Origin of the sequence: Streptomyces sp. NPDC059897 (genome assembly GCF_042730865.1) — a bacterium.
Taxonomy (GTDB): Bacteria; Actinomycetota; Actinomycetes; order Streptomycetales; family Streptomycetaceae; genus Streptomyces.
This window is the reverse complement of record NZ_JBHWKQ010000003.1, coordinates 1-26458: the sequence shown is the minus strand read 5'-3', so window position 1 is coordinate 26458 and position 26458 is coordinate 1. Positions and strand designations below refer to the sequence as shown.

General features: G+C 72.3%; 22 protein-coding genes. 10 read left to right on the top strand and 12 right to left on the bottom strand.

From position 1 onward, the window contains the following. The first annotated feature begins 325 nt into the window (after positions 1-325). From ACFV9W_RS04540 to ACFV9W_RS04530, 3 genes are all read left to right on the top strand, one after another. On the top strand, positions 326-1012 hold the full coding sequence (locus ACFV9W_RS04540; RefSeq protein ID WP_385755564.1) for a bifunctional DNA primase/polymerase: 687 nt from the start codon (positions 326-328) through the stop codon (positions 1010-1012). 72 nt (positions 1013-1084) lie between these two features. Further along, positions 1085-1951: an ABC transporter ATP-binding protein gene (locus ACFV9W_RS04535; protein ID WP_385755562.1), complete on the top strand. Its 867-nt coding sequence runs from the start codon at positions 1085-1087 to the stop codon at positions 1949-1951. Next, positions 1948-3519 (top strand): transporter, encoded by a 1572-nt coding sequence (locus tag ACFV9W_RS04530; protein ID WP_385755560.1) that lies wholly within the window; start codon positions 1948-1950, stop codon positions 3517-3519. Before ACFV9W_RS04535 ends, ACFV9W_RS04530 begins: the two co-directional genes overlap by 4 nt. A gap of 352 nt (positions 3520-3871) precedes the next feature. On the opposite strand, the gene ACFV9W_RS04525 is transcribed toward ACFV9W_RS04530, so the two are convergent. Then, on the bottom strand, positions 3872-4402 hold the full coding sequence (locus ACFV9W_RS04525; RefSeq protein ID WP_385755558.1) for a DinB family protein: 531 nt from the start codon (positions 4400-4402) through the stop codon (positions 3872-3874). A 140-nt stretch (positions 4403-4542) separates the two neighbouring features. On the opposite strand from ACFV9W_RS04525, the gene ACFV9W_RS04520 reads away from it, so the two are divergent. After that, positions 4543-5916 carry a PAS domain-containing protein gene (locus ACFV9W_RS04520; protein ID WP_385755556.1) on the top strand — a complete coding sequence of 458 codons (1374 nt, stop codon included), beginning with the start codon at positions 4543-4545 and terminating at the stop codon, positions 5914-5916. Between the two features lie 21 nt (positions 5917-5937). Here the strand turns inward: ACFV9W_RS04520 and ACFV9W_RS04515 are convergent, their stop codons facing one another. After that, positions 5938-6702, bottom strand: coding sequence for an SIS domain-containing protein (locus ACFV9W_RS04515; protein WP_385755554.1), 765 nt, complete (start codon positions 6700-6702; stop codon positions 5938-5940). Between the two features lie 454 nt (positions 6703-7156). Here ACFV9W_RS04515 and ACFV9W_RS04510 point away from each other — a divergent pair, with 454 nt between their 5' ends. Beyond that, complete coding sequence (locus ACFV9W_RS04510; RefSeq protein ID WP_327662146.1) at positions 7157-7849, top strand: metal-dependent transcriptional regulator; 693 nt, start codon at positions 7157-7159, stop codon at positions 7847-7849. 523 nt (positions 7850-8372) lie between these two features. Continuing rightward, on the top strand, positions 8373-9236 hold the full coding sequence (locus ACFV9W_RS04505) for an alpha/beta fold hydrolase (RefSeq protein ID WP_385755552.1): 864 nt from the start codon (positions 8373-8375) through the stop codon (positions 9234-9236). A gap of 241 nt (positions 9237-9477) precedes the next feature. Here the strand turns inward: ACFV9W_RS04505 and pdxH are convergent, their stop codons facing one another. Further along, positions 9478-10128 carry a pyridoxamine 5'-phosphate oxidase gene (pdxH, locus tag ACFV9W_RS04500; RefSeq protein WP_385756029.1) on the bottom strand — a complete coding sequence of 217 codons (651 nt, stop codon included), beginning with the start codon at positions 10126-10128 and terminating at the stop codon, positions 9478-9480. A 258-nt stretch (positions 10129-10386) separates the two neighbouring features. Between pdxH and ACFV9W_RS04495 the strand changes: the two genes are divergently transcribed. Next, positions 10387-11499 carry a citrate synthase 2 gene (locus ACFV9W_RS04495; RefSeq protein ID WP_385755550.1) on the top strand — a complete coding sequence of 371 codons (1113 nt, stop codon included), beginning with the start codon at positions 10387-10389 and terminating at the stop codon, positions 11497-11499. 485 nt (positions 11500-11984) lie between these two features. Here the strand turns inward: ACFV9W_RS04495 and ACFV9W_RS04490 are convergent, their stop codons facing one another. Genes ACFV9W_RS04490 through ACFV9W_RS04455 form a run of 8 tightly spaced genes read right to left on the bottom strand, consistent with a single transcriptional unit; the run spans position 11985 to position 22061 of the window. Further along, a complete protein-coding gene (locus ACFV9W_RS04490; RefSeq protein WP_385755548.1) occupies positions 11985-12563 on the bottom strand; it encodes a TetR/AcrR family transcriptional regulator in 579 nt (192 codons plus the stop codon). Next, complete coding sequence (locus ACFV9W_RS04485; RefSeq protein WP_385755547.1) at positions 12551-13306, bottom strand: enoyl-CoA hydratase family protein; 756 nt, start codon at positions 13304-13306, stop codon at positions 12551-12553. The genes ACFV9W_RS04490 and ACFV9W_RS04485 overlap by 13 nt, the downstream gene beginning before the upstream one ends. After that, positions 13306-14871, bottom strand: coding sequence for a 4-coumarate--CoA ligase family protein (locus ACFV9W_RS04480; RefSeq protein ID WP_385755545.1), 1566 nt, complete (start codon positions 14869-14871; stop codon positions 13306-13308). Before ACFV9W_RS04480 ends, ACFV9W_RS04485 begins: the two co-directional genes overlap by 1 nt. A gap of 33 nt (positions 14872-14904) precedes the next feature. After that, the gene (locus ACFV9W_RS04475) at positions 14905-16089 is read right to left on the bottom strand and encodes an acyl-CoA dehydrogenase family protein (protein WP_385755543.1); all 1185 of its coding nucleotides are present in this window, start codon (positions 16087-16089) and stop codon (positions 14905-14907) included. Beyond that, on the bottom strand, positions 16086-17963 hold the full coding sequence (locus tag ACFV9W_RS04470; RefSeq protein ID WP_385755541.1) for a biotin carboxylase N-terminal domain-containing protein: 1878 nt from the start codon (positions 17961-17963) through the stop codon (positions 16086-16088). Before ACFV9W_RS04470 ends, ACFV9W_RS04475 begins: the two co-directional genes overlap by 4 nt. A gap of 8 nt (positions 17964-17971) precedes the next feature. Next, positions 17972-19570: an acyl-CoA carboxylase subunit beta gene (locus ACFV9W_RS04465; protein ID WP_385755539.1), complete on the bottom strand. Its 1599-nt coding sequence runs from the start codon at positions 19568-19570 to the stop codon at positions 17972-17974. Beyond that, positions 19567-21270 carry an acyclic terpene utilization AtuA family protein gene (locus tag ACFV9W_RS04460; protein ID WP_385755537.1) on the bottom strand — a complete coding sequence of 568 codons (1704 nt, stop codon included), beginning with the start codon at positions 21268-21270 and terminating at the stop codon, positions 19567-19569. The genes ACFV9W_RS04465 and ACFV9W_RS04460 overlap by 4 nt, the downstream gene beginning before the upstream one ends. Further along, a complete protein-coding gene (locus tag ACFV9W_RS04455; protein ID WP_385755535.1) occupies positions 21267-22061 on the bottom strand; it encodes a TIGR03084 family metal-binding protein in 795 nt (264 codons plus the stop codon). Before ACFV9W_RS04455 ends, ACFV9W_RS04460 begins: the two co-directional genes overlap by 4 nt. 287 nt (positions 22062-22348) lie before the next feature. On the opposite strand from ACFV9W_RS04455, the gene ACFV9W_RS04450 reads away from it, so the two are divergent. Continuing rightward, positions 22349-22957 carry a DUF4232 domain-containing protein gene (locus ACFV9W_RS04450; RefSeq protein ID WP_385755534.1) on the top strand — a complete coding sequence of 203 codons (609 nt, stop codon included), beginning with the start codon at positions 22349-22351 and terminating at the stop codon, positions 22955-22957. 35 nt (positions 22958-22992) lie between these two features. Here ACFV9W_RS04450 and ACFV9W_RS04445 read toward each other — a convergent pair whose 3' ends face one another. Further along, the gene (locus ACFV9W_RS04445) at positions 22993-23955 is read right to left on the bottom strand and encodes a DMT family transporter (RefSeq protein ID WP_385755532.1); all 963 of its coding nucleotides are present in this window, start codon (positions 23953-23955) and stop codon (positions 22993-22995) included. A gap of 197 nt (positions 23956-24152) precedes the next feature. Between ACFV9W_RS04445 and ACFV9W_RS04440 the strand changes: the two genes are divergently transcribed. Both ACFV9W_RS04440 and serC read left to right on the top strand, forming a co-directional pair. Beyond that, on the top strand, positions 24153-25013 hold the full coding sequence (locus ACFV9W_RS04440; protein ID WP_385755530.1) for a LysR substrate-binding domain-containing protein: 861 nt from the start codon (positions 24153-24155) through the stop codon (positions 25011-25013). 91 nt (positions 25014-25104) lie between these two features. Next, positions 25105-26223 (top strand): phosphoserine transaminase, encoded by a 1119-nt coding sequence (serC, locus tag ACFV9W_RS04435; protein WP_385755528.1) that lies wholly within the window; start codon positions 25105-25107, stop codon positions 26221-26223. Positions 26224-26458: the final 235 nt, after the last annotated feature.

Genomic DNA, 26458 nt, shown 5'->3' with positions numbered 1-26458 from the left:
CCCTGCTGTGCCCGTCCGGGTGTCCGACTGCCGGTCAACAGCCGGTCGTTGGATCATCACTGCCCTGGGTGGAAACGGAAGATGCACCACAAACGGGTGGCAACCACCCGCCCTTGTGGCGTTCGTGACGCTTGTGACGCCACCCCGGCAGCGTTTTCGTTCGCGTCGCCGTTCTCGCTGTCTCCCGGCACTACCCAGGACCCGGGGCCTCCTCGCCCGCGCGCCCCCACCCATGCACCCATGCGCCCCACATGCGGGAACGATGCTCCCGCCCCGCCCGCACGTGCGCCCGTAACCCTCCGTGGCGGCTGGAGTTGAGAACGACGTGGAAGAGACCATCGCAGGCACCTCGGACGTCAGCCCACCCGCCACCGCCGCCGGACAGATCCCCCAGCAGCGCGGCGACTCGCTCCTGGACACCGCCGTCCGCTACGCGGAGGAGCGGCACTGGGACGTGTTCCCCGGCACCTGGCTGGAGATCGGCGACGGCGTCCAGCGCTGCTCGTGCGGCTCCCCCCAGTGCCCCGCCCCCGGCGCACACCCCGCCCGCCCCGACTGGGCGAACCAGGCGACCGGCAGCGCGACCGTGGCCCGCCGCCTGTGGTCGAAGCAGCCCAACGCGTCGATCCTCCTCCCCACCGGACGCACCTTCGACGCGATCGACGTCCCCGAGACCGCAGGCTTCCTCGCCCTCGCCCGCATGGAGCGCATGGAACTCACCCTCGGCCCCGTCACCTGCACCCCGGACCGCCGCATGCAGTTCTTCGTGCTGCCCGGCGCGACCGTCAAGGTCCCCGACCTCGTCCGCAAGCTCGGCTGGCCCCCTGCCTCCCTCGACCTGCTCGCACTCGGCGAGGGACAGTACGTCGCCGCTCCCCCGACCCGCTTCGGCAGCCGCGGCGCCGCCCAGTGGGCCTGCCGCCCGACCGCCGCGAACCGCTGGCTGCCCGACGCGGAGGAACTCATCTCCCCTCTGGCGTACGCGTGCGGGCGCGAGGGCCGACGCGGGTAGCACCTCCGGGTGGCCCGCCCTCGACCGACGTATCGTGCCCGGACGGACGAAGACGACGAAGGGCGGGCACAGTTGACCTCGGCCGAGGAAACCGCAGCCGTACGCGTACACGACCTATGGAAGTCGTTCGGTCAGCAGACCGCCGTGGCCGGCATCGAACTCGCCCTCCCCGCCGGACGGTTCATCGGCCTCGTCGGGCCGAACGGAGCGGGCAAGACCACGACGCTCTCCATGGTCACCGGCCTGCTCCGCCCCGACCAGGGCACCGTGCACGTCGCGGGCCACGACGTCTGGGCCGACCCCGCCGAGGTCAAGGCACGCATCGGCGTCCTCCCGGAGGGCCTGCGCCTCTTCGAACGCCTTTCCGGCCACGAACTCCTCGCGTACACCGGCAGATTGCGCGGCCTGCCCGGCGCGGAGGTCGACAAACGCGCCGCCCAGCTCCTCGACGTACTCGACCTCGCCGGGGCCGCCAACAAGCTCGTCGTCGACTACTCGACCGGCATGCGCAAGAAGATCGGCCTCGCCGCGGCCCTCCTCCACAACCCCGAAGTCCTCTTCCTCGACGAACCGTTCGAGGGCGTCGACCCCGTCTCCGCCCAGACCATCCGCGGCGTCCTGGAGCGCTACACGCACTCCGGCGCGACGGTCGTCTTCTCGTCGCACGTCATGGAACTCGTCGAGTCCCTCTGCGACTGGGTCGCCGTGATGGCGGCGGGCCGCATCCGGGCGCAGGGACCACTGGCGGAGGTCCGCGGCGAGGCGAACTCCTTGCAGGAGGCGTTCCTGAACCTGGTGGGAGCGAGCGGGAAGGACAGCGGCGGAACGCTGGACTGGCTGGGAAATATTCAAGCCCCGCCGGCGATTGAGGCGCGGGGTCCGGGGCAGAGCCCCGAGGCCGCAACCCCGCCGCAGCGCAACAAACGGACCCGCCCATGACCACCACCCTCGTCCAACTAAAACTCGCACTCCTGCGCAACGGCCTCCGCCAGTCCGCCGGCCGCCGCGCCGCCTACATCGCCTCGCTCCTCGCGGCGACCCTCCTCGCCGCACTCCAACTCCTCGGCCTGATCCTCCTGCACGGCAACGCGCACGCCGCGACGATCGGCATCCCCCTCACCACCCTCCTCGCCCTCGGCTGGGCCGTCCTCCCGCTCTTCTTCCCCAGCGGCGACGAGACCCTCGACCCCACCCGCCTCGCGATGCTCCCGCTGCGCCCCGACCCGCTGGTCCGCGGACTGCTCGTGGCATCACTGGTCGGCATCGGCCCGCTCTTCACCCTCTGCCTCGCGTTCGGCGCGGCGTACGCGGTGGCGCACGGAGCGGCGGCAGCGGTCGTCGCGGTACTGGCGATCCCCCTCACCGTCCTCACCTGCGTCGCCCTCGCCCGCACCGTGGCAGCCGCCAACATCCGCCTGCTCACCAGCCGCAAGGGCCGTGACCTCGCCGTCCTGAGCGGTCTCGTCATCGCCGTCGGCGCGCAGCTCGTGAACCTCGGGGTGCAGCGGCTCGGCGCGGCCGGCGGGGTGGACGCGCTCGCCCCGGTGGCGAAGGTCCTGGGCTGGATCCCGCCAGCCTCGGCGATCGCGGCGGTCGACGCGACGAGCAAGGGCTCGTACGCGACGGCGCTCGCCCAGCTCGCGCTCTGCGCGGCCGCGCTCCTGACACTCCTGACCCTCTGGCGGCGCGCCCTGACCCGCCTGATGACCGCGCCGGACGGCTCCACCATCGAGGCCGCGGCACCGGGCCGCCGCCGCACCACCACGCGGCGACGCCTCCTCCCGGAGGGCCGCACCGGCACCGTCATGGAGCGCAGCCTGCGCTACGTATGGCGCGACCCGAAGACCAAGGCCGCCTGGGTCACATCCCTCGCGATCGGCCTGATCGTCCCCGTCTTCAACGCCCTCCAGGGCACCGGCACCGTCTACTTCGCGTGCTTCGCCTCCGGAATGCTCGGCATCCAGATGTACAACCAGTTCGGCCAGGACACCTCGGCGTTCTGGATGGTGGCCATGACGATCGCGTCACCGAAGGACGCCTACGCCGAACTACGCGCGCGTGCCTACGCCCTGCTCCTGATCACCCTCCCGTACGCCACGCTCGTGACGGTCGTCACCACGGCGATGCTGGACGCCTGGCCCGACCTCCCCGAGGTCCTCGGCCTGTCCTACGCCCTGCTCGGCGCGATGCTCGCGACCGGCGCGTGGACCTCTGCCCGCTTCCCGTACTCGATCCCGCAGGAGGGCTACAAGAACGTGGCGCCCGGCCAGGCGGGGCTGGCGTGGATCTCCATCTTCGGCGGCATGGTCGCGGCGGCCCTCCTGTGCGCCCCGCTCCTGGCCCTGGCGATCACCCTGCACGCGACGGGCTCGGCGTCCTGGAGCTGGATCCTGCTGCCCGTCGGCGCGGCGTACGGGGCGGCGGCGACCCTCCTCGGCCTGCGCCTGGCGGCCCCGCGCACGGCGGACCGCCTGCCGGAGATCCTGCTGGCGGTCAGCAAGGGCTGAGGGCGCTGAGGTCCTGGGGGGGATGAGAACGCAGACGACCCGCGAGCCTGGGTTCCTCCCGCCCCTGAGGACGGTCGGAAGCCGGCCGGACGTACCGGCGGCCCGCGGGTCGGGTGACTGCTTGGGATTGGGCCGGCTGCACGCACATATCGCGCGCTGGTCCGGCGCCGAATTCGAAATGCGACGTCGGGCCGCTAGCCCGCAGTCACCTCACGCGTCCGGGATTCATACATCTGCCGAACCACCTCCCTTCGATGTGTCTCCCACCTTAGGAAGGACCCCCGCACCCTTCAACCGGTTTTACGCGACCTTGAGGGAGCCCGGTGTTCGTCCCGGTGTCAGGCCCCCGGTGTCACGCCCCCGCCGTCCCGTCGATCGCCTCGCGGAGGAGGTCCGCGTGGCCGTTGTGGCGGGCGTATTCCTCGATCAGGTGGGTCAGGATCCAGCGGAGGGAGACCTTGGGGTCGCCGGTGAAGGCGGCTTCCGCCGGGGAGAGGGTGCCGGTCGCGTCCCAGGGGGCGGTCGCGGTGAGTTCGCGGGAGCGAGTCACCTCGGTGCGCCATTGGGCGAGGGCGTCGGGCAGGGTGCGGTCCTCGGTGAGGGTGAAGGCGTTCGGGCCCGACGGTTCGTGGACCGGTGGGGTGTCGGGGGCGCCCGCGAGGATTCGCTGGAACCAGTTGCGTTCGACCTCTGCCAGGTGCTGGACGAGGCCGAGGAGGGTGAGCGACGACGAGGGGATCGCACGCGCGCGTGCCTGGGCGTCCGTCAGGTTCGCGCACTTGATGGCCAGTGTTTCGCGGTGGAAGTCCAACCAGCCTTCGAGGGTGGTGCGTTCGTCGGAGGTCGTGGGCGGGACGGGGCGGCCGTCGGGCAATGTCGTCATGCGTTGCATGCTGGTTGTATGTGCTCTTCCGTTTCTCCGAACTTGCGTGAAGTCCGTGTGGGATGCGTCACGTTCGAGTTGAATGATCTGGAGCGGTACGAGGAATTCGTCGCGCCGACACAGCCTGCAGGGGGTTCCAGGTGAGTGCTTCCCGGCGTAGTGGGACCACTGATGAGCTCGGGCCCGAGGAGCCGGAGCCGGACGGGGCCGATCTGCTGGCCGCGTTGTTGGACGGCATGGACGCCGCGTTGTGCGCCTTCGACGCCGATGGGGTCGTGACCCATTGGAACCGGGAGGCCGAGCGGGTGCTCGGCTGGTCGGCCGAGGAGGCCGTGGGGCGGCACGGGTTCGCGGGATGGGCCGTGCGGCCCGCCGACGCGGAGGAGGTGCAGGGGCGGCTGCTGGCCTCCATGCACGCTCCGGGGCGGCAGGTGAACGAGTTCGCGCTGCTCACCAAGGAGGGCGGGCGGGTGCTCGTGCGCACGCAGTCCGCCGCCGTGCGCGGGCCCGACGGGAAGCCCGCCGGGGTGTACTGCGCGTTCAGTGAGGTGCACGCGCAGATCGACCTGGAGCGGTCCATCGCGCTGAGCGAGGCGCTGTTCGAGGACGCCGCGTGGGGTGTCGTGCTGGTCGACGCGGACCTGCGTCCCGCCGTGATGAACGGGCATGCGGCGCGGGCCATGGGCACCGGGCGCACCGCCGCGCTCGGGCGGCCGCTCGGGGATCTGGTCGGGCAGGGCGTGGAGGAGTTGGAGAGCGCGCTCGCCCATGTGCTCGCCGAGGGCGCGCCGCCGTCGCCGACGGAGGTGTGGGTGACGTTGCGGCGGCCCGGCGAGGGCGGTGGGCGCACGGAGCGCCGGTGCTGGCGCAGCGGTTTCGTACGGCTGGCGTCGCCGCTCGCGGAGGAGCCGGTGCCGCTGGGTGTCGGGTGGCTGTTCCAGGACGTGACCGAGGCGAAGCAGAACGAGCAGGAGGCGGCGCAGCTCCGCTTCCGGTCGCAGCAGTTGCAGCGCGCGGCGCGGGCCGCGGCCGAGTGCGAGAACCCGGCCGAGGCGGCGACGGTGCATCTGGACTTCGCGCTGGCCGGTTTCGCGGATCACGCGGTGATCGATCTGGTGGCGAGCGAGGAGCCGCTGCGTCTCGTGCGGGCTGCGGCGACGCCTTCGGGGGCGCCGGGGCCGAGTCTGCTGGTGTCGCGGGGTGCGCTGCCGGTGCGGTACGCGGCGGGGCATCCGGCGTTGCAGTGCGTGGAGCGGGCGGGGTCCGTGCGGGCCGCCGCGGAGGGTGGCGTGGTCCGCGGGGACTGGGCTCTGGACCGGCAGTGGCCGGAGGGCACGGTGTTCGCGTTGTGCGCGGTGCTGCGCAGCCGGGGCAGGACGGTCGGCGTGGTGACGTTTCTGCGGGGTGCGAGCAGGGTCGGGTTCGAGCGCGGGGACGCCGTGTACGCGGAGAGTGTGGCGGTGCGGATCGCCGGTGCGGTGGATCTGGCGTGGGCGCTGGCGGCGGAGCGGTAGGGCCCTTCCAGCGCCGGGTTCTCACCGTCGGTAGTAGATCCGGTCCCCGTACTCCTCGAAGACCCGCGCGTTCCACTCCAGGCCGCCGTCGACGTTGCCCGAGCGCAGCAGCGGGGGCTGGATGCCCCGGTCGGCGAGGGTCGCGGCGCAGGTCGCGAGGGTCGCCTGCATGAGGGCGCTGGCGGTGACGGTGGAGGCGGGCGCGAAGGGAGTGTCGACGCCTTCGTGGGTGAGCTCGGCGTCGCCGATCGCGATCTTGGAGTCGAGGACGACGTCGCAGTGGTCGCGCAGGTAGCTGCCGGAGGCGTGGCGGGAGGTGGGGGCGTCGGGCCCGGTCGCGTACGACAGGGAGGTGACGCCGATGACCTTGATGCCGGCGGCGCGGGCGCTGAGGGCCATTTCCACGGGGAGCGCGTTGCGCCCGGACAGGGAGATGATGATCAGCGCGTCGCCGGACCGTGCGGGGCTGGCCTCCAGGACCGCCGCCGCGAGGCCGTCGACGCGTTCGAGGGCGGAGCCGAGCGTCGCGGGCATGACGTCGATGCCGACGGTGCCGGGGACCGACAGCAGGTTCATCAGGGCGAGGCCGCCGGCCCGGTAGACGACGTCCTGGGCGGCGAGCCCGGAGTGGCCCGCTCCGAAGGCGAAGAGGCGGCCTCCGGCGGCGACGGTGTCGGCGAGGAGGGTGCCGGCGGCGGCGATGTTGCCGGTCTCCTCGTCGCGGATCCTCGTGAGGAGCCCGATGGAGGCGTCGAGGAACTGCTCGGCCGGCCTGCTCTCGCTCATCGGCGTGCCCCTTGCGTCCTGGTGAGTCGGGTCGGATCTCGGTGGTGCGTGGCGCGTGGTGCGTGGCGCGTTCGCGGATCACGGTGCGGTCTGGACCAGTGCTCTGTCAATACGGTTCACGGCCCCTCGTGGCCCGTTGTTTCCCTGGCGCGTCACGGTTGTCAGCGGTATGCGTCAGAATTGAGTTCTGGGTTCCAGGGCCCTTCTGACGGATCAGGCTGGATTGGGGGGCGCGATCGGGCGGTGCGGGCGAGCGGGGTCTGGTGCGTGCGGCTGCAAGGCGGAGGAGGGCGTCAACGCGGAGCGTTGACAACCGACGACAACGCCGCAGACGCGCGTACCAGGGCCCGCGACTCCAGCAGGATCCGTCAGAAGGGCCCTGGGGCCAGCGCACATGCGGCGCGGTCAGCCAGCGGAGCTGTCGCGAAGCGAGAGAGCTACACGAGGGGCACGTATGTCCGGACTGATCGACACCACGGAGATGTACCTCCGCACCATCCTCGAGCTGGAAGAGGAAGGTGTGGTCCCCATGCGCGCCCGGATCGCCGAGCGGCTCGACCAGAGCGGGCCGACGGTGAGCCAGACCGTGGCCCGCATGGAGCGGGACGGCCTGGTCGCCGTGGCCGCCGACCGGCACCTGGAGCTGACCGACGAGGGCCGGCGCCTCGCGACGCGTGTGATGCGCAAGCACCGGCTCGCGGAGTGTCTGCTCGTGGACGTGATCGGCCTGGAGTGGGAGCAGGTGCACGCGGAGGCCTGCCGCTGGGAGCACGTGATGAGCGAGGCGGTGGAGCGCCGCGTGCTGGAGCTGCTCCGCCACCCGACGGAGTCGCCGTACGGGAACCCGATCCCGGGCCTGGAGGAGCTGGGCGAGAAGGACGGGGCGAACCCGTTCCTGGACGAGGGCATGGTCTCGCTGTCCGACCTCGACCCGGGGGCCGACGGCAAGACGGTCGTGGTGCGCCGCATCGGGGAGCCGATCCAGACGGACGCGCAGCTCATGTACACGCTGCGCCGGGCGGGCGTGCAGCCCGGTTCGGTGGTCAGCGTGACGCAGTCGCCGGGCGGGGTACTCGTCGGCAGCAGCGGTGAGGCGGCGGAGCTGGAGGCGGAGATCGCCTCGCACGTCTTCGTGGCGAAGCGCTGAGCCGAGCGACCCCTTTCGGGCCGGGCGTCAACTTCCGTGTCGTGCGGGAAAGTTGACTTGTATCCGTACATGCAGCACTTCCGCGCAGAAAACAAGATTCACTGTGCGGAACCGCAGCGATCGGACGCTCGGCGTGCAAGGCTGTCGCGTGAGGCATATGACCAGAGGGGGCCGCATGGACCGGCCGATCGGGGCGCGACGGGCCTGGGGGGCACGGGGTGCACCGGAGGCGGCGTCGAACGCCGCGCCACAGACAGAGGGCCCCGGCGCCTTGCGGCGCCGGGGCCTGTCCTCCCCTGTTTCGACCCGGAGCCCCGAGCTCCCAGGGTCGATCCCCTCGGACCGATTTCCCCGAGCGGTCCGCCTCCCGCTGAAGAGATCCCCTCGACAGCGCCGGTCATTCCTTGAGTTCTGTCACTCAAATGAGGGGTGTTGTCCGAGAGCGACGCGCTTTCGAAAACAGGTTCGATAGCGTGCGCGGGTACGCGACTGCAGGCGCGACCACGAGGGGGTGCCAGGGCCTATGGCGCGGCGCATCGACGTGACCGGAGCAGGCGGGATCCACCTGGCCGCCTGGGAATTCGCCGACCCGCCCAAGTCGGGCGAGGCCGGCCACAACCCCGGAGTCCTGCTGCTGCACGGACTCATGGGGCGGGCGTCCCACTGGGCGGGGACGACGCGCTGGCTCGCCGAGCGGCATCGCGCGGTCGCCCTCGACCAGCGCGGGCACGGGCAGAGCGACAAGCCGCCGCAGGGCCCGTTCGACCGGGAGGCGTACGTCCTGGACGCGGAGGCGGCGCTCGTCCAGCTGGGGCTCGAACCGGCCGTTCTCATCGGGCACTCCATGGGAGCGCTCACGGCGTGGCAGCTCGCCGCCCGCCGGCCCGATCTCGTCAGCGGCCTGATCATCTGCGACATGCGGGCGTCCGCGCTCGGGGCCGCCTCCCAGCGGGAGTGGGAGGACTGGTTCAAGGCGTGGCCGCTGCCGTTCGCGACGCTCGCGGACGTGCGGAAGTGGTTCGGGGAGGACGATCCCTGGGTCGAGCGGCCGAACCCCGCGCGCGGGGAGTTCTACGCCGAGGTGATGACGGAGACGGCGGACGGCTGGCGGCCGGTGTTCTCGCGCCGCCAGATGCTGGAGGCCCGCTCCACGTGGGTCTACGACGCGCACTGGGAGGAGCTGGCGGCGGTCCAGTGCCCGGCGCTCGTGCTGCGCGGGCTCGACGGGGAGCTGGGGCGGGCGGAGGCGCAGGAGATGGTGCGGGTCCTTCCCAGGGGGGTGTACGGGGAGGTGGCCGACGCGGGGCATCTCGTGCACTACGACCAGCCGGAGGCGTGGCGCGCGGCAGTTGAGCCGTTCCTTGACGGGGTGCTGGCGGAGTTGTGACGGGGCGGCGGGGTTGACGTCTCGGGGCGCTGCCCCGGGCCCCGCCGCTCAATCGCCGCGGGGGCTGAATATGGTCACCCGCCGCCGAGGCCTGATGTGAGGATCCGCTGCCGAGGGCTTGACGTGAGGGCCCGCCGTCGAAGGCTTGATGTGGGGCCCGTCGCCGGAGGCTTGATGTAAGTACGCGTCGCCGAGAGCCTGATGTGAGGGCCCGTCGTCGAAGGTCTGATGCAGGGAATGGTCAAGGGCTCAGGCGTTCCACCAGCCAGGTTGTCGTCGTCGCGGACGCGGGCTCGCGGACGTAGCGCAGGCGGTCGTGGAGGCGGTTTTCGCGGCCCTGCCAGAATTCGATGGTTCGCGGGGTGACGCGGTAGCCGCCCCAGTGCGGGGGGACCGGGACCTCGGTGCCCTGGGGGTAGCGGGCGGACAGGTCCGCGTAGTGGGCGTCGAGTTCCTCGCGGGAGGCGACCACGGAGGACTGCGCGCTGGCCCACGCGCCCAGCTGGGAGCCGTGCGGGCGGGTGTGGAAGTACGCCTCCGTCTCGGCGCGCGACGTGCGCTCCGCCGTCCCCGTCACCAGGACCTGGCGGCCCATCGGGTGCCACGGAAAGAGCAGCGCCACGTGCGGGTTCGCGGAGAGGTCTTGCGCCTTGCGGGAGCCGTAGTTGGTGTAGAAGACGAAGCCCGCCTCGTCGTACGACTTGAGCAGCACCGTGCGGGAGCTGGGCCGGCCCTCGGCGTCGGCGGTGGAGACGACCATGGCGTTCGGCTCGGGCAGCGGGGAGCCCGGGGCCGCCGCCTGTTTGAACCAGCGCGTGAACTGCTCCATCGGGTGCAGGGCGAGGTCCCCCTCCAGCAGGCCGCCGTCCTGGGCGCGGTACTGCTCGCGCATGTCGGCGAGGTCGAGTTCGGGATCGTCATGGGCGCTCACGGCGTCATCCTGCCGGACGGGCGGGTACGGACGCACTCAGGGTGAAACATGGCACTGAGTGCCGCGAGCTATCGCCAACTGTGGCACCGAGGGTTATCTTCCAGGGACCGAAACGGTTCAGCCGCCTGCCGTACGGGGCATCACGGGTGTACCCCCGTCCAGACCACGGGTGATCCAGCACCCGGACCCGACTGCCCACGCATCCAGAGGAGCCGCCCGATGTCCGACCTGACCCCCGGCTTTGTTCCAGGCCTCGAAGGTGTCGTCGCGTTCGAGACCGAGATCGCCGAACCGGACAAGGAAGGCGGCGCCCTGCGCTATCGCGGCGTCGACATCGAGGATCTGGTCGGCCACGTGTCGTTCGGGAACGTCTGGGGGCTGCTGGTCGACGGCGCCTTCAACCCGGGCCTGCCGCCGGCCGAGCCGTTCCCGATCCCCGTCCACTCCGGCGACATCCGCGTCGACGTGCAGTCGGCGCTCGCCATGCTGGCCCCCGTATGGGGCCTGAAGCCGCTGCTGGACATCGACGAGCAGCGGGCGCGTGACGACCTCGCGCGCGCCGCCGTCATGGCCCTGTCGTACGTCGCGCAGTCCGCGCGCGGGCAGGGCCTGCCGATGGTGCCGCAGCGGGAGATCGACAAGGCGGACACCGTCGTCGAGCGGTTCATGAAGCGCTGGCGCGGGGAGCCCGACCCGAAGCACGTCGCGGCCGTCGACGCGTACTGGACGTCGGCCGCCGAGCACGGCATGAACGCCTCTACGTTCACGGCCCGCGTCATCGCGTCCACCGGGGCGGATGTGGCGGCGGCGCTGTCCGGGGCGGTCGGGGCGATGTCCGGGCCGCTGCACGGCGGTGCGCCGTCCCGGGTCCTCGGCATGATCGAGGAGATCGAGCGGACCGGGGACGCGGACGCGTACGTACGGCGGGCGCTGGACAAGGGCGAGCGGCTGATGGGGTTCGGGCACCGGGTGTACCGGGCCGAGGATCCGCGGGCGCGGGTGCTGCGGCGCACGGCACGGGAGTTGGGGGCGCCGCGGTTCGAGGTGGCGGAGGCGTTGGAGAAGGCGGCGCTGGCGGAGTTGCACGCGCGGCGGCCGGATCGGGTGCTGGCCACGAACGTGGAGTTCTGGGCGGCGATCGTGCTGGACTTCGCGGAGGTGCCGGCGCACATGTTCACGTCGATGTTCACGTGTGCGAGGACCGCCGGTTGGAGCGCGCACATCCTTGAGCAGAAGCGGACGGGTCGGCTGGTCCGGCCCTCGGCCCGCTACACGGGGCCGGCGTCGCGTCCTCCGCAGGAGATCGGCGGGTACGGGGACATCGCCCGGTAACGGACCCGTGGCCGGGGCCCGGTCTTTGGTTGCGCGGCACCGGGCTGTCCGCGGCGTCGTGGCTCGGCCCGTCGACCCTGGTGGGCGGCACCCGGGCTGCTCGGCACCGTGGCTCGGCCCGTCGTACTTGTTGCGCGGCACCGGGGTGCCGCCTTGCCCGCCCTGCCGCCCTAGGCGGCAGATTGCCCAAGGCGGTGGCGGCCGACCGCAAGGGGTGGGGAGCCATTCCGGCGGCAGATTGCCCCAAGGCGGTTACGGCCGACCGCGGCGGGTGGGGAGCCAGGGTTGCGGCAGATTGCCCAAGGCGGTGGCGGCTACCCGTAACCGTTGCGGCACCCCATGGGGCCGAAGCCCCCGGAGGGGGCGGGTGGGTGGGAAATTGGGCGGCGGCACGGGCTTTTCAAGCCCCGCCGGCGATTGAGGCGCGGGGGCCGGGGCGGAGCCCCGAGGCCGTAACGGCGGTGCCGGTGGACAGGGGCGACGGGTCAGCCCAAGGTGCGGTCGACCAGGGAACCCCACTCCGCCACCACCCGTTCGCGGCGCGGCCTGTCGTCCGTGAGGAGGTTCGCGAGGCCGAGGCCGCGGGCCATGTCGAGGAGGCCCTGGACGACCTCCCGCACCCCGGGGACCGACTCGTCCGCGTCGAGCAGCTCCACCGCGATCCGGTGGGTCTCCCGGCCGACGCGGGCCTCCAGCTCGGTCACCCGTCCCCCCAGTTGCGGCTCGTTCGACGCGGCCACCCACAGATGCAGCGCCGCCCGGAACAACGGCCCCGTGTAGAGGTCGACGAGCGCCGCCACGGCCTCCGCCCGGCCCTGCGGACGCAGCGCCCGCAGGGCGGTCGAGCGTTCCTCGGCGACGTACTCGACGGCCGCCGTGAACAGGTCCTCGCGGGTCGGAAAGTGATGCTGGGCGGCGCCCCGCGAGACGCCCGCGTGCTCGGCGACGACGGAGACCGTGGACCCGGCCCAGCCGTGCGCGGCGAGGCAGGCGACCGCGGACTCCAGGAGCCGCTGCCGCGTCACCCGAGAGCGGTCCTGCTTCGGCAGCGTCACAACACCCATGCGGCATCCCGTCGTTCGAGAAAGGCGGTCATGCCCTCGCGGGCCTGCGCGGAGCCGAACAGCCGCGCGGACAGCGCCGTCAGAGACTCCGCGTCCCGGTCGAAGGCCTCCAGGACCTTAACCGTGAGCAGCCGCTTCGTCTCGGCCAGGGCCTCGGGGGCCGCCTTCCGCACCCCTGCGAGGACCGGTTCGAGCGCCGCGTCCACGTCGTCGCCCGCCATCGTGACGAGCCCGATCCGCGCCGCCTCCGCCGCGTCGAAGCGCTCCCCCGTGAGGTAGTAGCGGGACACCGCGCGCGGGTCGAGGCGCGGCAGCAGCGGCATCGAGATCACGGCGGGCGCGACCCCGATGCGTACCTCGGTGAAGGCGAAGGACGACGCCGAGGAGGCCGCCGCCATGTCGCACGCGCCCAGCAGGCCGAGGCCGCCCGCCCGTACGTGCCCGTCGACCCGCGCCACCACCGGCTTGCCGAGCTCCACGAGCTGCCGCAGCAGCCCCACCAGCGCGTCCGGGTCCGGCGGATCGCGCAGGTCGGCGCCCGCGCTGAAGGTGCCGCCGGTGTGGGTGAGGACGACGGCGCGCACGTCGCGGTCCTTGTCCGCCTCGCGCAGCCGGTCCCCCAGCTCGCCGACGAGGGCCGCGGACAGGGCGTTGCGGTTGGCGGGCGAGTCCAGGGCGAGGGTGGTCACGCCGCGCTCGTGGGCGTGCGCCACGAGGTTCCCGGCCACGTTCCCAACAGCCATCAAATCTCCCTCAGTTCGCGCCGCAGGATCTTCCCGGAGGCCGCGCGCGGCACCCCTTCGATGAACGCGACGCGGCGGATCTTCTTGTACGGGGCGACGCGCTCGGCGACGTACGCCAGCACGTCGTCGGCAGTGAGCCCGGGGTCGGCGCGGACGACGAAGGCCTTCGGGATCTCGTTGCCGTCGGCGTCGACGACGCCGATGACGGCCGCGTCGGCGATGCCCTCGTGGGTGAGGAGCAGCGCCTCCAGGTCGGCGGGGGCGACCTGGAAGCCCTTGTACTTGATGAGTTCCTTGACCCGGTCGACGACGAACAGCCAGCCGTCCTCGTCGACCCGCCCGACGTCCCCGGTGCGCAGCCACCCGTCGCAGTCGATCATGTCGGCGGTGGCGTCGGGGCGGCCGAGGTAGCCCTTCATGACCTGCGGCCCGCGGATCAGGACCTCGCCGCTCTCGCCGGGTGCGACGTCCTTCGCCGGGTCGTCGAGGGACACGATCCGCATCTCGGTGGACGGGACGAGCCGGCCGACGGCGCCCGGCGGAGGGTTCTTCGCGTCGTACGGGACGGCGTGCGTGCCGGGCGAGAGTTCCGTCATGCCGTAGGCCTGGCCGACGGGCGGCAGGCCGAGGCGGCGCGCGCAGGCGAGCGCGAGTTCGCCGTCGAGGGGCGCGGCAGCGCTGACGACGTGCCGCAGCGACGACAGGTCGTAGCCCTCCACGGCCAGGTGCTTGGCGAGGGCGAGGACGATCGGCGGGGCGACGTACAGGTGGGTGATGCGGTGCTTCTCGATCGCGGCGAGGAACGTGTCGAGGTCGAAGCGGGGCAGCACGACGACGGTGGAGCCCTGCCGCAGCGGGCCGTTCATGAGCGCCGTGAGGCCGTAGATGTGGAAGAACGGCAGGACGGCGAGGATGCGGTCGCCGGGGCCCGTCGGGAGGACGGGCTGGAGCTGTTCGAGGTTCGTGGCGATGTTGCGGTGGGTGAGCATGACGCCCTTGGGCGTGCCGGTGGTGCCCGAGGAGTACGGGAGTGCGGCCACGTCCTCGGCCGGGTCGATGGCGACCTGCGGCTCGGGAGCCTCGGTGCCGAGCATGTCGAGGAGCGAGCGGTGGCCCGACTCCCCCGCCGGGTCGCAGACGAAGATCTCCCGTATGCCGCCCGCCAGTTCGGCCGCCGCGCGGGCCGCCTCGATGAACGGCGTGATGGTGACGATCCAGCCCGCGCCCGCGTCCCGCAACTGCTTGGCGAACTCCTCGGGCGTCGACAGCGGGTGCACGGTGGTCACGGAGGCGCCCGCGCGCGTAGCGCCGTAGAACGCCACCGGGTACGCGATCGTGTTCGGGCTGTGCAGCGCCACCACGTCGCCCTTGCGCACGCCCGCGTCGGCCAGCCCTGCGGCCACCTTCCGGTGGAACACGTCGAGTTGGGCGTACGAGAGGGTGGTGCCGGCCACCCCGTCGACGAGGGCGGGGGCGTCGCCGCGGGCGGCCGCGCCCCCGAGCACGGCGTCGTGGATGGGCTCGTCGACGAACGGGACGTCCGCGTACTCACTCACGTACACCATGCCGAACTCCTCACTGAAACACGCCAGTTGGGGTCAGTACGACTTGGGCAGGCCCAAGCTCTGGTGGGACACGTAGTTGAGGATCATTTCGCGGCTGACCGGGGCGATCCGCGCCACTCGTGAGCCGGTGATGAGGGAGGCGAGGCCGAACTCGCGGGTCAGGCCGTTGCCGCCGAGCGTGTGCACGGCCTGGTCGACGGCGCGCACACAGGCCTCGGCGGCGGCGTACTTGGCCATGTTGGCGGCCTCACCTGCGCCCATGTCGTCGCCCGCGTCGTAGAGCCGGGCCGCCTTCTGCATCATGAGGCGGGCCAGCTCCAGCTCGATGTGGATCTGCGCGAGGGGGTGGGCGACGGCCTGGTGGGAGCCGATGGGGGCCTGCCACACGGTGCGCTCCTTGGCGTACTCGACTGCGCGCCTCAGCGCGTACCGGCCCATGCCGATGGCGAAGGCGGCGGTCATGACGCGTTCCGGGTTGAGCCCGGCGAAGAGCTGGAGCAGTCCTGCGTCCTCGTCACCCACGAGAGCGTCCGCGGGAAGTCGTACGTCGTCAAGGGTCAGTTCGAACTGCTTCTCCGGAGCCTGGAGTTCCATGTCGATCCTGCGCCGCTCGAAACCGGGGGCGTCGCGCGGGACGATGAACAGGCAGGGCTTGAGCTTTCCGGTGCGGGCGTCGGAGGTGCGGCCGACGATCAGTGTCGCGTCCGCGATGTCGACGCCGGAGACGAACACCTTGCGCCCGTTCAGCACCCAGGAGCCGTCGTCGTCCTTGCGGGCGGTGGTGGTGATGCGGTGCGAGTTGGATCCGGCGTCGGGTTCGGTGATGCCGAAGGCCATGGTGCGGCCGCCGTCGGCGAGGCCGGGCAGCCAGGCGCGCTTCTGCTCCTCGGTGCCGAAGCGGGAGATGACCGTGCCGCAGATCGCGGGTGAGACGACCATCATCAGCAGCGGCGAACCGGCGGCCCCCAACTCCTCCAGCACGATGGAGAGTTCGGCTATGCCGCCGCCCCCTCCCCCGTACTCCTCGGGCAGGTTCACCCCGAGGTAGCCGAGCTTGGCGGCCTCCGCCCACAGCTCCTCGGGGTGGCCCTCGGCGGCGGTGACGCGGGTCATGTAGTCGCGGCCGAACCGCTTGCCGAGGGCGGCGACGGCGGCGCGCAGGGCCTGGTGCTCCTCGGTTTCGAGGACGGGGGCGGCGGGAGCGGCGGGAGCGTTCACGACTGTTCCTCCTGGACTACGGCGAGCAGCGCGCCGACCTCGACCTGGTGGCCGACGGCGGCGTGCAGGGCGGTGAGCGTTCCGGAGGCGGGGGCGAGGATGCGGTGCTCCATCTTCATCGCCTCCAGCCAGATCAGGGGCTGTCCTGCGGTGACGGCGGCGCCTTCGGTCAGTCCTTCGGCGACGCGGACGACGGTGCCGGGCATGGGCGCGAGCAGGGAGCCGGGGGCGCGCTGCGCGCTGGGGTCGGTGAAGCGGGGCAGGGCGGTGAGCGCGGCGCCGTTCACGTACACGCGGTCCCCGTAGACGGCGACCGCGTACTTCCGCTGTACGCCGCCCACTTCGAGGACGACCAGGTCGGGTGCGGCGTGCACCACCCGCACCCCGTCGGCTTCGAGGCCTTCGCGGGTGTGCCGGTAGCGGACCTCGTGCTCGGTGCCGTCCGGTTCGGTGCGGTAGCGCTTGAGCTGGGGCTGCGAGGGCACGTTGCGGAAGCCGCCGAAACGGTGGCGGCGGGCGGCGGCCAGGGCGGCGACGAGCGGCGCGTACGGGTCCGGGTCGGGGGCCGTCAGGTCGGCGAGGTGCCGCTCGTAGAACCCGGTGTCCATGCGGGCGCCGGTGAACTCGGGGTGCCGCAGGGACCGGACGAGCAGGTCCCGGTTGGTGACCGGGCCGTGCACCTCGGCGCGTTCCAGGGCCCCTGCGAGGGCGCGGACGGCGGCAGCGCGGGTGGACGCGTGGGCGACGACCTTGGCGAGCATGGCGTCGTAGTGGACACCGATGGTGTCGCCGTCGGTGTACCCGGTGTCGAGCCGACAGTGCCCATCAGCCGCTCCGCGGCGGGTGCCGGGGACGGCGAGGCGGTGCAGGGTGCCGGTCTGCGGGGCGAAGGAGGCGGCCGGGTCCTCGGCGTAGAGGCGGGCCTCGACGGCGTGGCCGCGCGGGGCCGGGGGTTCCGGGTCGAGGGCCTCGCCCTCCGCGATCCGGAGCTGGAGGGCGACGAGGTCGATCCCGAACACGGCCTCGGTGACGGGGTGTTCCACCTGGAGGCGGGTGTTCATCTCCAGGAAGTGCGCCCGCCCGTCGGCGGCGACGAGGAACTCGACGGTGCCGGCGCCGACGTACCCGGTGGACCGGCACGCCCGCTCCGCCATCTCGTATATGAGATCTGATACGCCGTGCATCAGATCCGGCGCGGGCGCCTCCTCGATGACCTTCTGGTGGCGCCGCTGGAGCGAGCAGTCGCGCGTGCCGAGCGTCCACACGGTGCCGTGCGCGTCGGCGAGCACCTGCACCTCGACGTGCCGGCCGCCCTCCACGTACGGCTCGACGAAGACCTCACCGTCGCCGAAGGCGGAGAGCGCCTCGGCGCCGGCGGCCACGATCTCCTGTGCCAGGTCACCGAGTTCGCGTACGACGCGCATGCCGCGCCCGCCGCCGCCCGCGGCGGCCTTCACGAGCACGGGCAGGTCGGTCGCGCTGATCTCCGTGAGCGGCGCGATCCCCATCAGCTCCTTGGCGCGCGTCTTGGACGCCATCTCCTCGATCGCCCCGGGCGGCGGCCCGATCCAGACGAGCCCGGCGTCCGTGACGGCGCGCGCGAACGCCGCGTTCTCGGAGAGGAAGCCGTAGCCGGGGTGCACGGCGTCGGCGCCCGCGTCGAGGGCGGCCTTCACGACGAGGTCGCCGCGCAGATACGTCTCGGCGGGCGTGGCGCCCGGGAGGCGTACGGCGAGGTCGGCCTCGCGGACGTGCAGCGCGTCGGCGTCCGGGTCCGAGTGCACGGCGACCGTACGGATGCCGAGGTCGCGGCAGGTGCGGAAGACGCGGCAGGCGATCTCGCCGCGGTTGGCGACAAGCACAGAGGTGATCACGGTCGGCCTCACATCCTGAAGACGCCGAAGCCGCCGCGGGCGCCCTCGTACGGTGCGGTGTGGATCGCGGACAGGCAGATCCCGAGGACGGTCCGGGTGTCGCGGGGGTCGATGACCCCGTCGTCGTAGAGCCGCCCGGACAGGAACATCGGCAGGGACTCGGCCTCGATCTGCTGCTCGACCATGGCACGAAGGCCCGCGTCGGCCTCCTCGTCGTACGGCTGTCCCTTCGCGGCGGCGGACTGCCGGGCGACGATCGACAGCACCCCGGCGAGCTGCTGCGGCCCCATGACGGCGGACTTGGCGCTCGGCCAGGCGAACAAGAAACGGGGATCGTAGGCGCGCCCGCACATGCCGTAGTGCCCGGCGCCGTAGGAGGCGCCCATCAGGACGGAGAGGTGCGGGACACGGGAGTTGGAGACCGCGTTGATCATCATCGCGCCGTGCTTGATGATGCCGCCCTGCTCGTACTCCTTGCCGACCATGTAGCCTGTGGTGTTGTGCAGGAAGAGCAGCGGGATGTCGCGCTGGTTGGCGAGCTGGATGAACTGAGCGGCCTTCTGTGACTCCTCGCTGAAGAGCACGCCCTGGGCGTTGGCGAGGATGCCCACGGGATAGCCGTGGAGTTCGGCCCACCCGGTGACGAGCGAGGCCCCGTACAGCGGCTTGAACTCGTCGAAATCCGAGGCGTCGACGAGCCGGGCGATGACCTCGCGCGGGTCGAAGGGCTCCTTCAGGTCGTCGGGGACGATACCGAGGAGCTCCTCCGGGTCGTACTTGGGCGGCTCCACAGGCTGTGGATCGGCGTACGCCTTGCGGTGGTTGAGGCGCGCTACGACGCGGCGGGCCTGACGGATCGCGTCCTGCTCGTCGAGCGCGAAGTAGTCGGCGAGCCCGGAGGCCCGGGCGTGCATCTCGGCGCCGCCCAGCGACTCGTCGTCGCTCTCCTCGCCGGTCGCCATCTTGACCAGCGGCGGACCGCCGAGGAAGACCTTCGCCTTCTCCTTCACCATGATCACGTGGTCGGACATGCCGGGGATGTACGCGCCTCCGGCGGTGGAGTTGCCGAAGACGACGGCGACGGTGGGAATCCCGGCGGCCGAGAGCCGCGTGATGTCGCGGAAGATCCCGCCGCCGGGGATGAAGATCTCCTTCTGGGACGGCAGATCGGCGCCGCCGGACTCGACGAGCGAGATCGCCGGGAGCCGGTTGGCGTGGGCTATCTCGTTCGCCCGCAGCGCCTTCTTCAGGGACCACGGGTTGCTGGCGCCGCCGCGCACGGTCGGATCGTTGGCGGTGATCAGGCACTCGACGCCCTCGACGACGCCGATGCCGGTGACCAGCGAGCCGCCGACGGCGTACTCGCTCCCCCAGGCGGCGAGCGGGGACAGTTCGAGGAACGGGCTGTCGGGGTCGAGCAGCAGCTCGATGCGTTCGCGGGCGAGGAGCTTGCCGCGCTTGCGGTGCCGTTCGACGTACTTCTCGCCGCCGCCCGCGACCGCCTTCGCGTGCTCGGCGTCGAGGGCGGCGAGCTTGGCGAGGTGGGCGGCGCGCCGGCCGGCGTAGTCGTCGGACCGGGTGTCCAGGGCGCTGGCCAGGACGGTCACAGCAGTGCCTCCGGTATGTCGAGGTGGCGTGAGCGGAGCCATTCGGCGAGGCCCTTGGCCTGTGGGTCGAACCGGTGCCGGGAGGCGACGCCTTCGCCCAGGAGTCCCTCGACCGTGAAGTTGAGTGCGCGGAGGGCGGGGAGCGGGTGGCGGGTTACGGGCAGCGTTGTCGCCTCCGGGAGCAGCTCCCTGAACCGCTCCACCGTCAACGTGTGGACCAGCCACCGCCACGCCGCATCGCTCTCCACCCACACGCCCACATTCGCGTCGCCGCCCTTGTCGCCGCTGCGGGCGCCCGCGATGAGGCCGAGGGGCGCGCGGCGCGTCGGGCCCGGTGGCAGGGGTGGCGGGAGAGGCGGTTCGGCCACCGGCGCCAGGGCGCGCGCGGGGCCCGACGGCGCGGGGATCGCCCGCCGCTCCCCGTCCGGCAGCACCGCCACGTGCGGCACCTCCGACCGCTCCACGTACGCCGCCTCGAACACCCCGTACGGGGAGCCCTTGCCGGGCGGGGCCGTGACGTGGAAGCCGGGGTAGGAGGCGAGGGCCAGCTCGACCGCGGCGCCGCTCAGCGCCCGTCCGACGGCGTCCTCGTTCTGGTCGCGCACGACGAGGCGCAGGAGCGCGCTCGCAGTCTCCTCGGTGTCGGCGTCGGGCCGGTCGGTGCGGGACAGTTCCCAACGGACGTGCGCCGGCGCCGGCTTGGCGGTCCGCAGCGCGTCGTCCATCTGGCGCCGCACCAGGTCCGCCTTGGCCTCGATGTCCAGGCCGGTGAGGACGAAGACGACCTCGTTGCGGAAGCCGCCGAGCCGGTTGAGCCCGACCTTGAGGGTGGGCGGCGGCGCCTCGCCGCGTACGCCGTGGATGCGCACGCGGTCGGGACCTTCCGGTTCCAGGCGGACGGTGTCGAGGCGGGCCGTGACGTCGGGGCCCGCGTACCGGGCGCCCCCGGTCTCGTACAGGAGCTGTTCGGTGACGGTGCCGGGTTCGACGAAGCCGCCGGTGCCGGGGTGCTTGGTGATGACGGCGGAGCCGTCCTCGTGGAGCTCGGCGAGGGGGAAGCCGGGGCGGACCAGCTGTGCCGCCCGGCCGGCGAACCGGGAGTAGTTCCCGCCGGTCGCCTGCGTCCCGCATTCGAGGACGTGTCCGGCGACGACGGCCCCCGCGAGCCGGTCGTGATCGTCCTCGGCCCACCCGAAGTGCCAGGCCGCGGGCCCGGTCACCAGTGCGGCGTCGGTGACGCGGCCCGTGACCACGATGTCGGCGCCCGCGTCGAGACAGGCGGCGATGCCCGCGCCGCCGAGGTAGGCGTTGGCGGTGAGGGCCCCGGGAAAGCGTCCGGTGCCGAGCAGGTCGTCGCCCTCGACGTGTGCGACCCGCGCGCCGACACCGAGGCGGGCAGCCAACTCCCGGATTTCCGACGCCAGTCCCGCCGGATTGAGTCCTCCGGCATTGGACACGATGCGTACGCCTCGTTCGACCGCGAGGCCGAGGCAGTCCTCCAACTGGCGCAGGAACGTGCGGGCGTAGCCGCGGTCCGCGTGCTTCATGCGGTCGCGGCCGAGGATCAGCATGGTCAGTTCGGCGAGGTAGTCGCCGGTGAGGACGTCGAGTTCGCCGCCGGTCAGCATCTCCTTCATGGCGTCGAACCGGTCGCCGTAGAACCCGGAGGCGTTGCCGATCCGCAGCGGCGGCCTGCTCATCGGGCCTCCTTCGGCGTGCGCCCCTTCCCCGGCGGCCCGGCGAAGGCCTGCGCGATGTCGAGCCAGCGGTCCGCGTCGGGGCCCTCGGCGCGTACGTCGAGGTCGGCGCGGTGCGCGCGCTGTGTGACGAGGAGGCAGAAGTCGAGCGCGGTGCCGGTGACCCGCTGGGCGGCGTCCTCGGGCCCGTACGTCCACAACTCACCGCTGGGAGCCGTGAGTTCGACGCGGAAATCGCCGTCGGGGGCCGTGACCCCGTGCACGTCGAAGGCGAACTTCCGGGCACGTACGCCGATCCGGGCGACGTGCCGGAGCCGGTCGCTGGGCGTCCGTACGACACCGAGGGCGTCCGCCACGTCCTGGCCGTGCGCCCACGTCTCCATCAGCCGGCCCGTCGCCATGGAGGCGGCGGACATCGGCGGCCCGTACCAGGGGAACCGGGTCTTGTCGGCCGCGGCGGCACGCAGCACCTTCTGGAGCCGCTCGCGCCCCTCCCGCCAGCCGGCGAGCAGCACGGCCGGGTCCAGGCGGGCACCCTCGTCGGCCCCGTCATCGACGAAGGACTCGGGTGCGGCGACCGCCTTCTCCACCTCGCCCGCGAAGGCGTCGGCGTCACTCATGGCGAGCAGGGCGGCGCGGTCGGTCCAGGCGAGATGGGCGATCTGGTGGGCGACGGTCCAGCGGGGCGCGGGAGTCGGCGCGGCCCACTGCTCGGGGCTCAACTCCCGTACGATCCGGTCGAGTTCCTCGCTCTCGTCCCGCAAGTCCTCGAACACGGCGGACGGTTCGGACACGGTGCGCTCCCCTCCGGGCACGGCGGTGTGCGGCGTGTCTGGAGCATGGCAGGGGGCCAAGAAACAAGCAAGCGTGCTTGCATGGAAATCGGCCGCCAAGTCACGGCTGTCATGTCGCGGCCGTCATGTCACGGGACTGTCCCGGCGGTGACGGGCGAGCGGTCGTGTGTAACAGGCATGTACAAGGCGGGAGTCGGCCGGAACGATCTTCGGTCGGGCCGTGTCCTCGTGATCAGTGACTCGAACGGACCGACGGGTCACCGACCTACGAGTTAAGGACGAACACCATGCGCGCTCGCAAGCTCACCCTCGCCGCCGTCGCCCTCGCCGCGGGCCTCTCGCTCACGGCCTGCCAGGGCAACGGGGACTCCGCGGCCGGCACCGGCGACGACTCGTCCGACACCGCCGCGTCCTCCGGCGAAGTCTCCGGCAAGAACGCCTCGGACACCGGCGAGAAGGCGGATGCCGCCGAAGGCAGCGGCCACGGCCAGATCAACACCGGCCCGTGCAAGACGGCGAACCTGGCATTCGACTCCTCGCACGGCATGGGCGAGGGCACGCTCATAGTCAGCATGCGCAACACCGGCGACGCCTGCTCGCTCAAGGGCTTCCCGGGCGTCGACCTCCGCACCGACGAGGCCTCCGGGCCGCTGAGCGCCAAGCGCAGCGAACTCGCTTCCCCGAGCGTCGTCCTGGGTGGCGGCGAGACGACCCGCTTCACCCTCCACTTCCCGCCGAACACCACCGGCGGCTCCGGCGTGGACGTCACCTCGCTCGACGTCACGCCGCCGAACGAGACCCACTCCGCGACGCTGAAGGTCGGCATCAACCTCCCGGTCTCCGACGGCGCGGACCAGAAGGTCTACGTGGACCCGGTCGGCACCGGCAAGCAGTGACCGCGGCCCCGCCGGCCGGGGGACGCGACCGCCCGCTACTCGTGCAGGGCGAGCGCGGGGTCCTTCTTCCGCCCCACCTGCGTGCGCACCGCGCCCATGCTCGCCGCGATCACCAGCGTGATGGCCAGAACCTCCGACCAGGCCAGGTCCTGGCTGAGGACGAGGAAGCCGGAGAGCGCGGCGACCGCCGGTTCGAGGCTCATCATCACCGCGAACGTGGAGGCGGGCAGGTCGCGCAGGGCGACGAGTTCGAGGGTGTACGGGAGGACCGAGGACATGATCGCGACGGCCGCGCCGAGGCCGACGGTCACCGGGTCGATCAGCTTCGTGCCCGCCGTCGCGATGCCGAGCGGCAGGCAGAGGACGGCCGCGACCGCCATCGCGAGCGCGAGCCCGTCGGCCTGCGGGAAGCGGCGGCCCGTGCGGGCGCTGAAGACGATGTACGTCGCCCAGCAGGCGCCGGCCGCGACCGCGAAGCCCACACCGGCCGGGTCGAGTCCGCCGAGCCCGTCCCCCGCCCCGCCGAGCAGGAACACCCCGCACAGCGCGAGCCCCGCCCACAGGACGTTGACGAGGCGGCGGGAGGCGAAGACGGAGAGGGCGAGCGGGCCGAGCACCTCGAAGGTGACCGCGATGCCGAGCGGGATGCGGGCCGCCGCCTGGTAGAAGAGCAGGTTCATGCCGCCCATGGCGATGCCGAAGGCGAGGACCGTGCCCCAGTCGGCGCGCGAGTGCCCGCGCAGCTTCGGACGGCAGACGACGAGCATGACCACGGCCGCCACGACGAGGCGGAGGGTGACGACGCCGATCGCCCCGGCGCGCGGCATCAGGCTCACCGCGAGCGCCGCGCCGAACTGCACCGAGACGCAGCCCGCGAGGACGAGGCCGACCGGGCCCAGCGAGCCGCGGCGGCGCTTCGCCCCCGCGCCGGCGCTCGCGGTCACGGCCGGGGCGGCGTCCTGCGCCGCGGCCACGGGTTCGGTCTGCGGGCCGCTCACGGTCCACCCCTTTCGTGAAGTCTTCCCGGGTGCCGTCGGCACCGTACGGAGTAGTGCAATGTATTAGACGCTACAGGCCACCCTACTGAACAGGGTGTCCGAGGTGCCGAACAGGATGTCCGCGGTACCGCTTCACGCTAGTTCCGCCCGGCATGCCCCGTGAAATGCTCAATGCGCCGCCGTTATGCTCCACGGACATGACCAGGGAACCGGAGCTGCGCCACCTGCGCTGCTTCCTCGCCGTCGCCGAGGAGCGCAGCGTCACCCGCGCCGCCGCACGGCTGCGACTCACCCAGCCCGTCGTCTCGCGCACCCTCGCGGCCCTGGAGGACGCGCTCGGCGTGCGGCTCGTCGACCGCTCCACCCATCACCTCGACCTCACGCCCGAGGGGCACTCGTTCCGGGAGAAGGCGGCCGTCGCCGTCGCCGCGTTCGAGGACGCGCTCGCCGCGGCCCGGACCCCACACCGGCCGCTGCGTCTCGGCCACGCCTGGTCGGCCGCGGGCGCGTTCACCACCCCGCTGCTGCGCCGCTGGCGGCAGGCCCACCCGGACGTGCCGCTGGAACTGCTGCGCATCGACGACCGCACGGCGGGTCTCGCCCGCGGCGCCGTCGACCTCGCCGTGCTGCGCGGCACGGTGGAGACGCCCGGCCTGATCACCGAGCTGCTGCACGAGGAGGCCCGGGTCGCGGCGGTGCCCTCGGACAGTCCGCTCGCCCGCCGGCCGCGTCTGACGCTCGCCGATCTCAGCGACCAGGTGATCGCCCTGAACACCGTCTCCGGGACGACCACCCTCGACCTGTGGCCGCCCGACGTCCGGCCCACCGCGAGCCTGACCGTCGCCAACACCGACGACTGGCTCGCCGCGATCGCCGCGGACCGGGCGGTGGGCGTGACCTCGACGGCGACCGAGGACCTGCATCCGTACCCCGGCGTCGGCTATGTGCCGCTCACGGACGCCCCCGACCTCCCCGTCCTGCTGGCCCGCCGCCAGGGGCCCGGGCACCCCTCGGTCCCGGCCCTGATCGCGCTGGCCCACGAGATCGCGGGGCCTTAGCGTCCGCCTGCCGGCACGAGGGGCGAGACCGGGCATCTCACCCACCGAACACCTTGCGGTCGGCGAAACCCCACCGGCTACCCTCCATTTCGTGGCTGAGATCCAGATTCCCGCTGACATCAAGCCCGCCGACGGACGTTTCGGCGCTGGCCCCTCCAAGGTGCGTACGGAGGCGTTGGACGCCCTGGCCGCCACCGGTACCTCCCTCATGGGCACCTCGCACCGCCAGGCGCCCGTGAAGAACCTCGTCGGTCGCGTACGCGACGGCGTCAAGGACCTCTTCTCCCTCCCCGAGGGCTACGAGGTCGTCCTGGGCAACGGCGGCTCCACCGCGTTCTGGGACGTGGCGACGCACGGCCTGATCGAGAACAAGTCGCAGCACCTGAACTTCGGCGAGTTCTCCTCCAAGTTCGCCAAGGCCTCCAAGCTCGCCCCCTGGCTCGCCGAGCCGACCGTCATCTCCTCCGACCCGGGTACGCACCCGGAGCCGGTCGCCGAGGCCGGTGTCGACGTCTACGGCCTGACCCACAACGAGACCTCCACCGGTGTCGCCGCGCCGATCAAGCGCGTGGCCGGTGCGGACGAGGGCGCTCTCGTCCTCGTGGACGCCACCTCCGGCGCCGGCGGCCTTCCCGTCGACATCGCCGAGACGGACGTCTACTACTTCGCCCCGCAGAAGTCCTTCGCGTCCGACGGCGGCCTGTGGATCGGCGTCTTCTCCCCGGCCGCGATCGAGCGCGCCGAGCGGATCCACGCGTCCGGCCGTCACGTCCCGGAGTTCTTCTCCCTGCCGACGGCGATCGACAACTCCCGCAAGAACCAGACGTACAACACCCCGGCCCTCTCCACGCTCTTCCTGCTCGCCGAGCAGCTGGACTGGATCAACGGCCAGGGCGGTCTCGCCTGGTCCACGGCCCGCACGAAGGACTCGTCCTCGCGGCTGTACTCGTGGGCCGAGGAGTCGAAGCACGCGACGCCGTTCGTCACGGACGCGGCGAAGCGGTCGCAGGTCATCGGCACGATCGACTTCGACGACAGTGTGGACGCCGCCGCCGTCGCCAAGGCGCTGCGCGCGAACGGGATCGTCGACACGGAGCCGTACCGGAAGCTCGGCCGCAACCAGTTGCGCGTCGCGATGTTCCCGGCGATCGACCCGGCGGACGTCCAGGCCCTGACGGCCTGCATCGACTACGTCATCGGCCAGCTCTGACCGTCTGCTGTACCGGCGTCACGGCCTCGGGGCTCCGCCCCGGACCCCGCGCCTCAATCGCCGGCGGGGTTGTCATTGCCGAACCGGCGTCAACGTCTCGGGGCTCCGCCCCGGACCCCGCGCCTCAATCGCCGGCGGGGGGTGTAATAAAAACCCCCGCCCGCGATCGCGCCATTAACCCACCGGGGCCCCACAAACAAAACACCCCCCAGGCGATTATAAACAACAGAAGCTG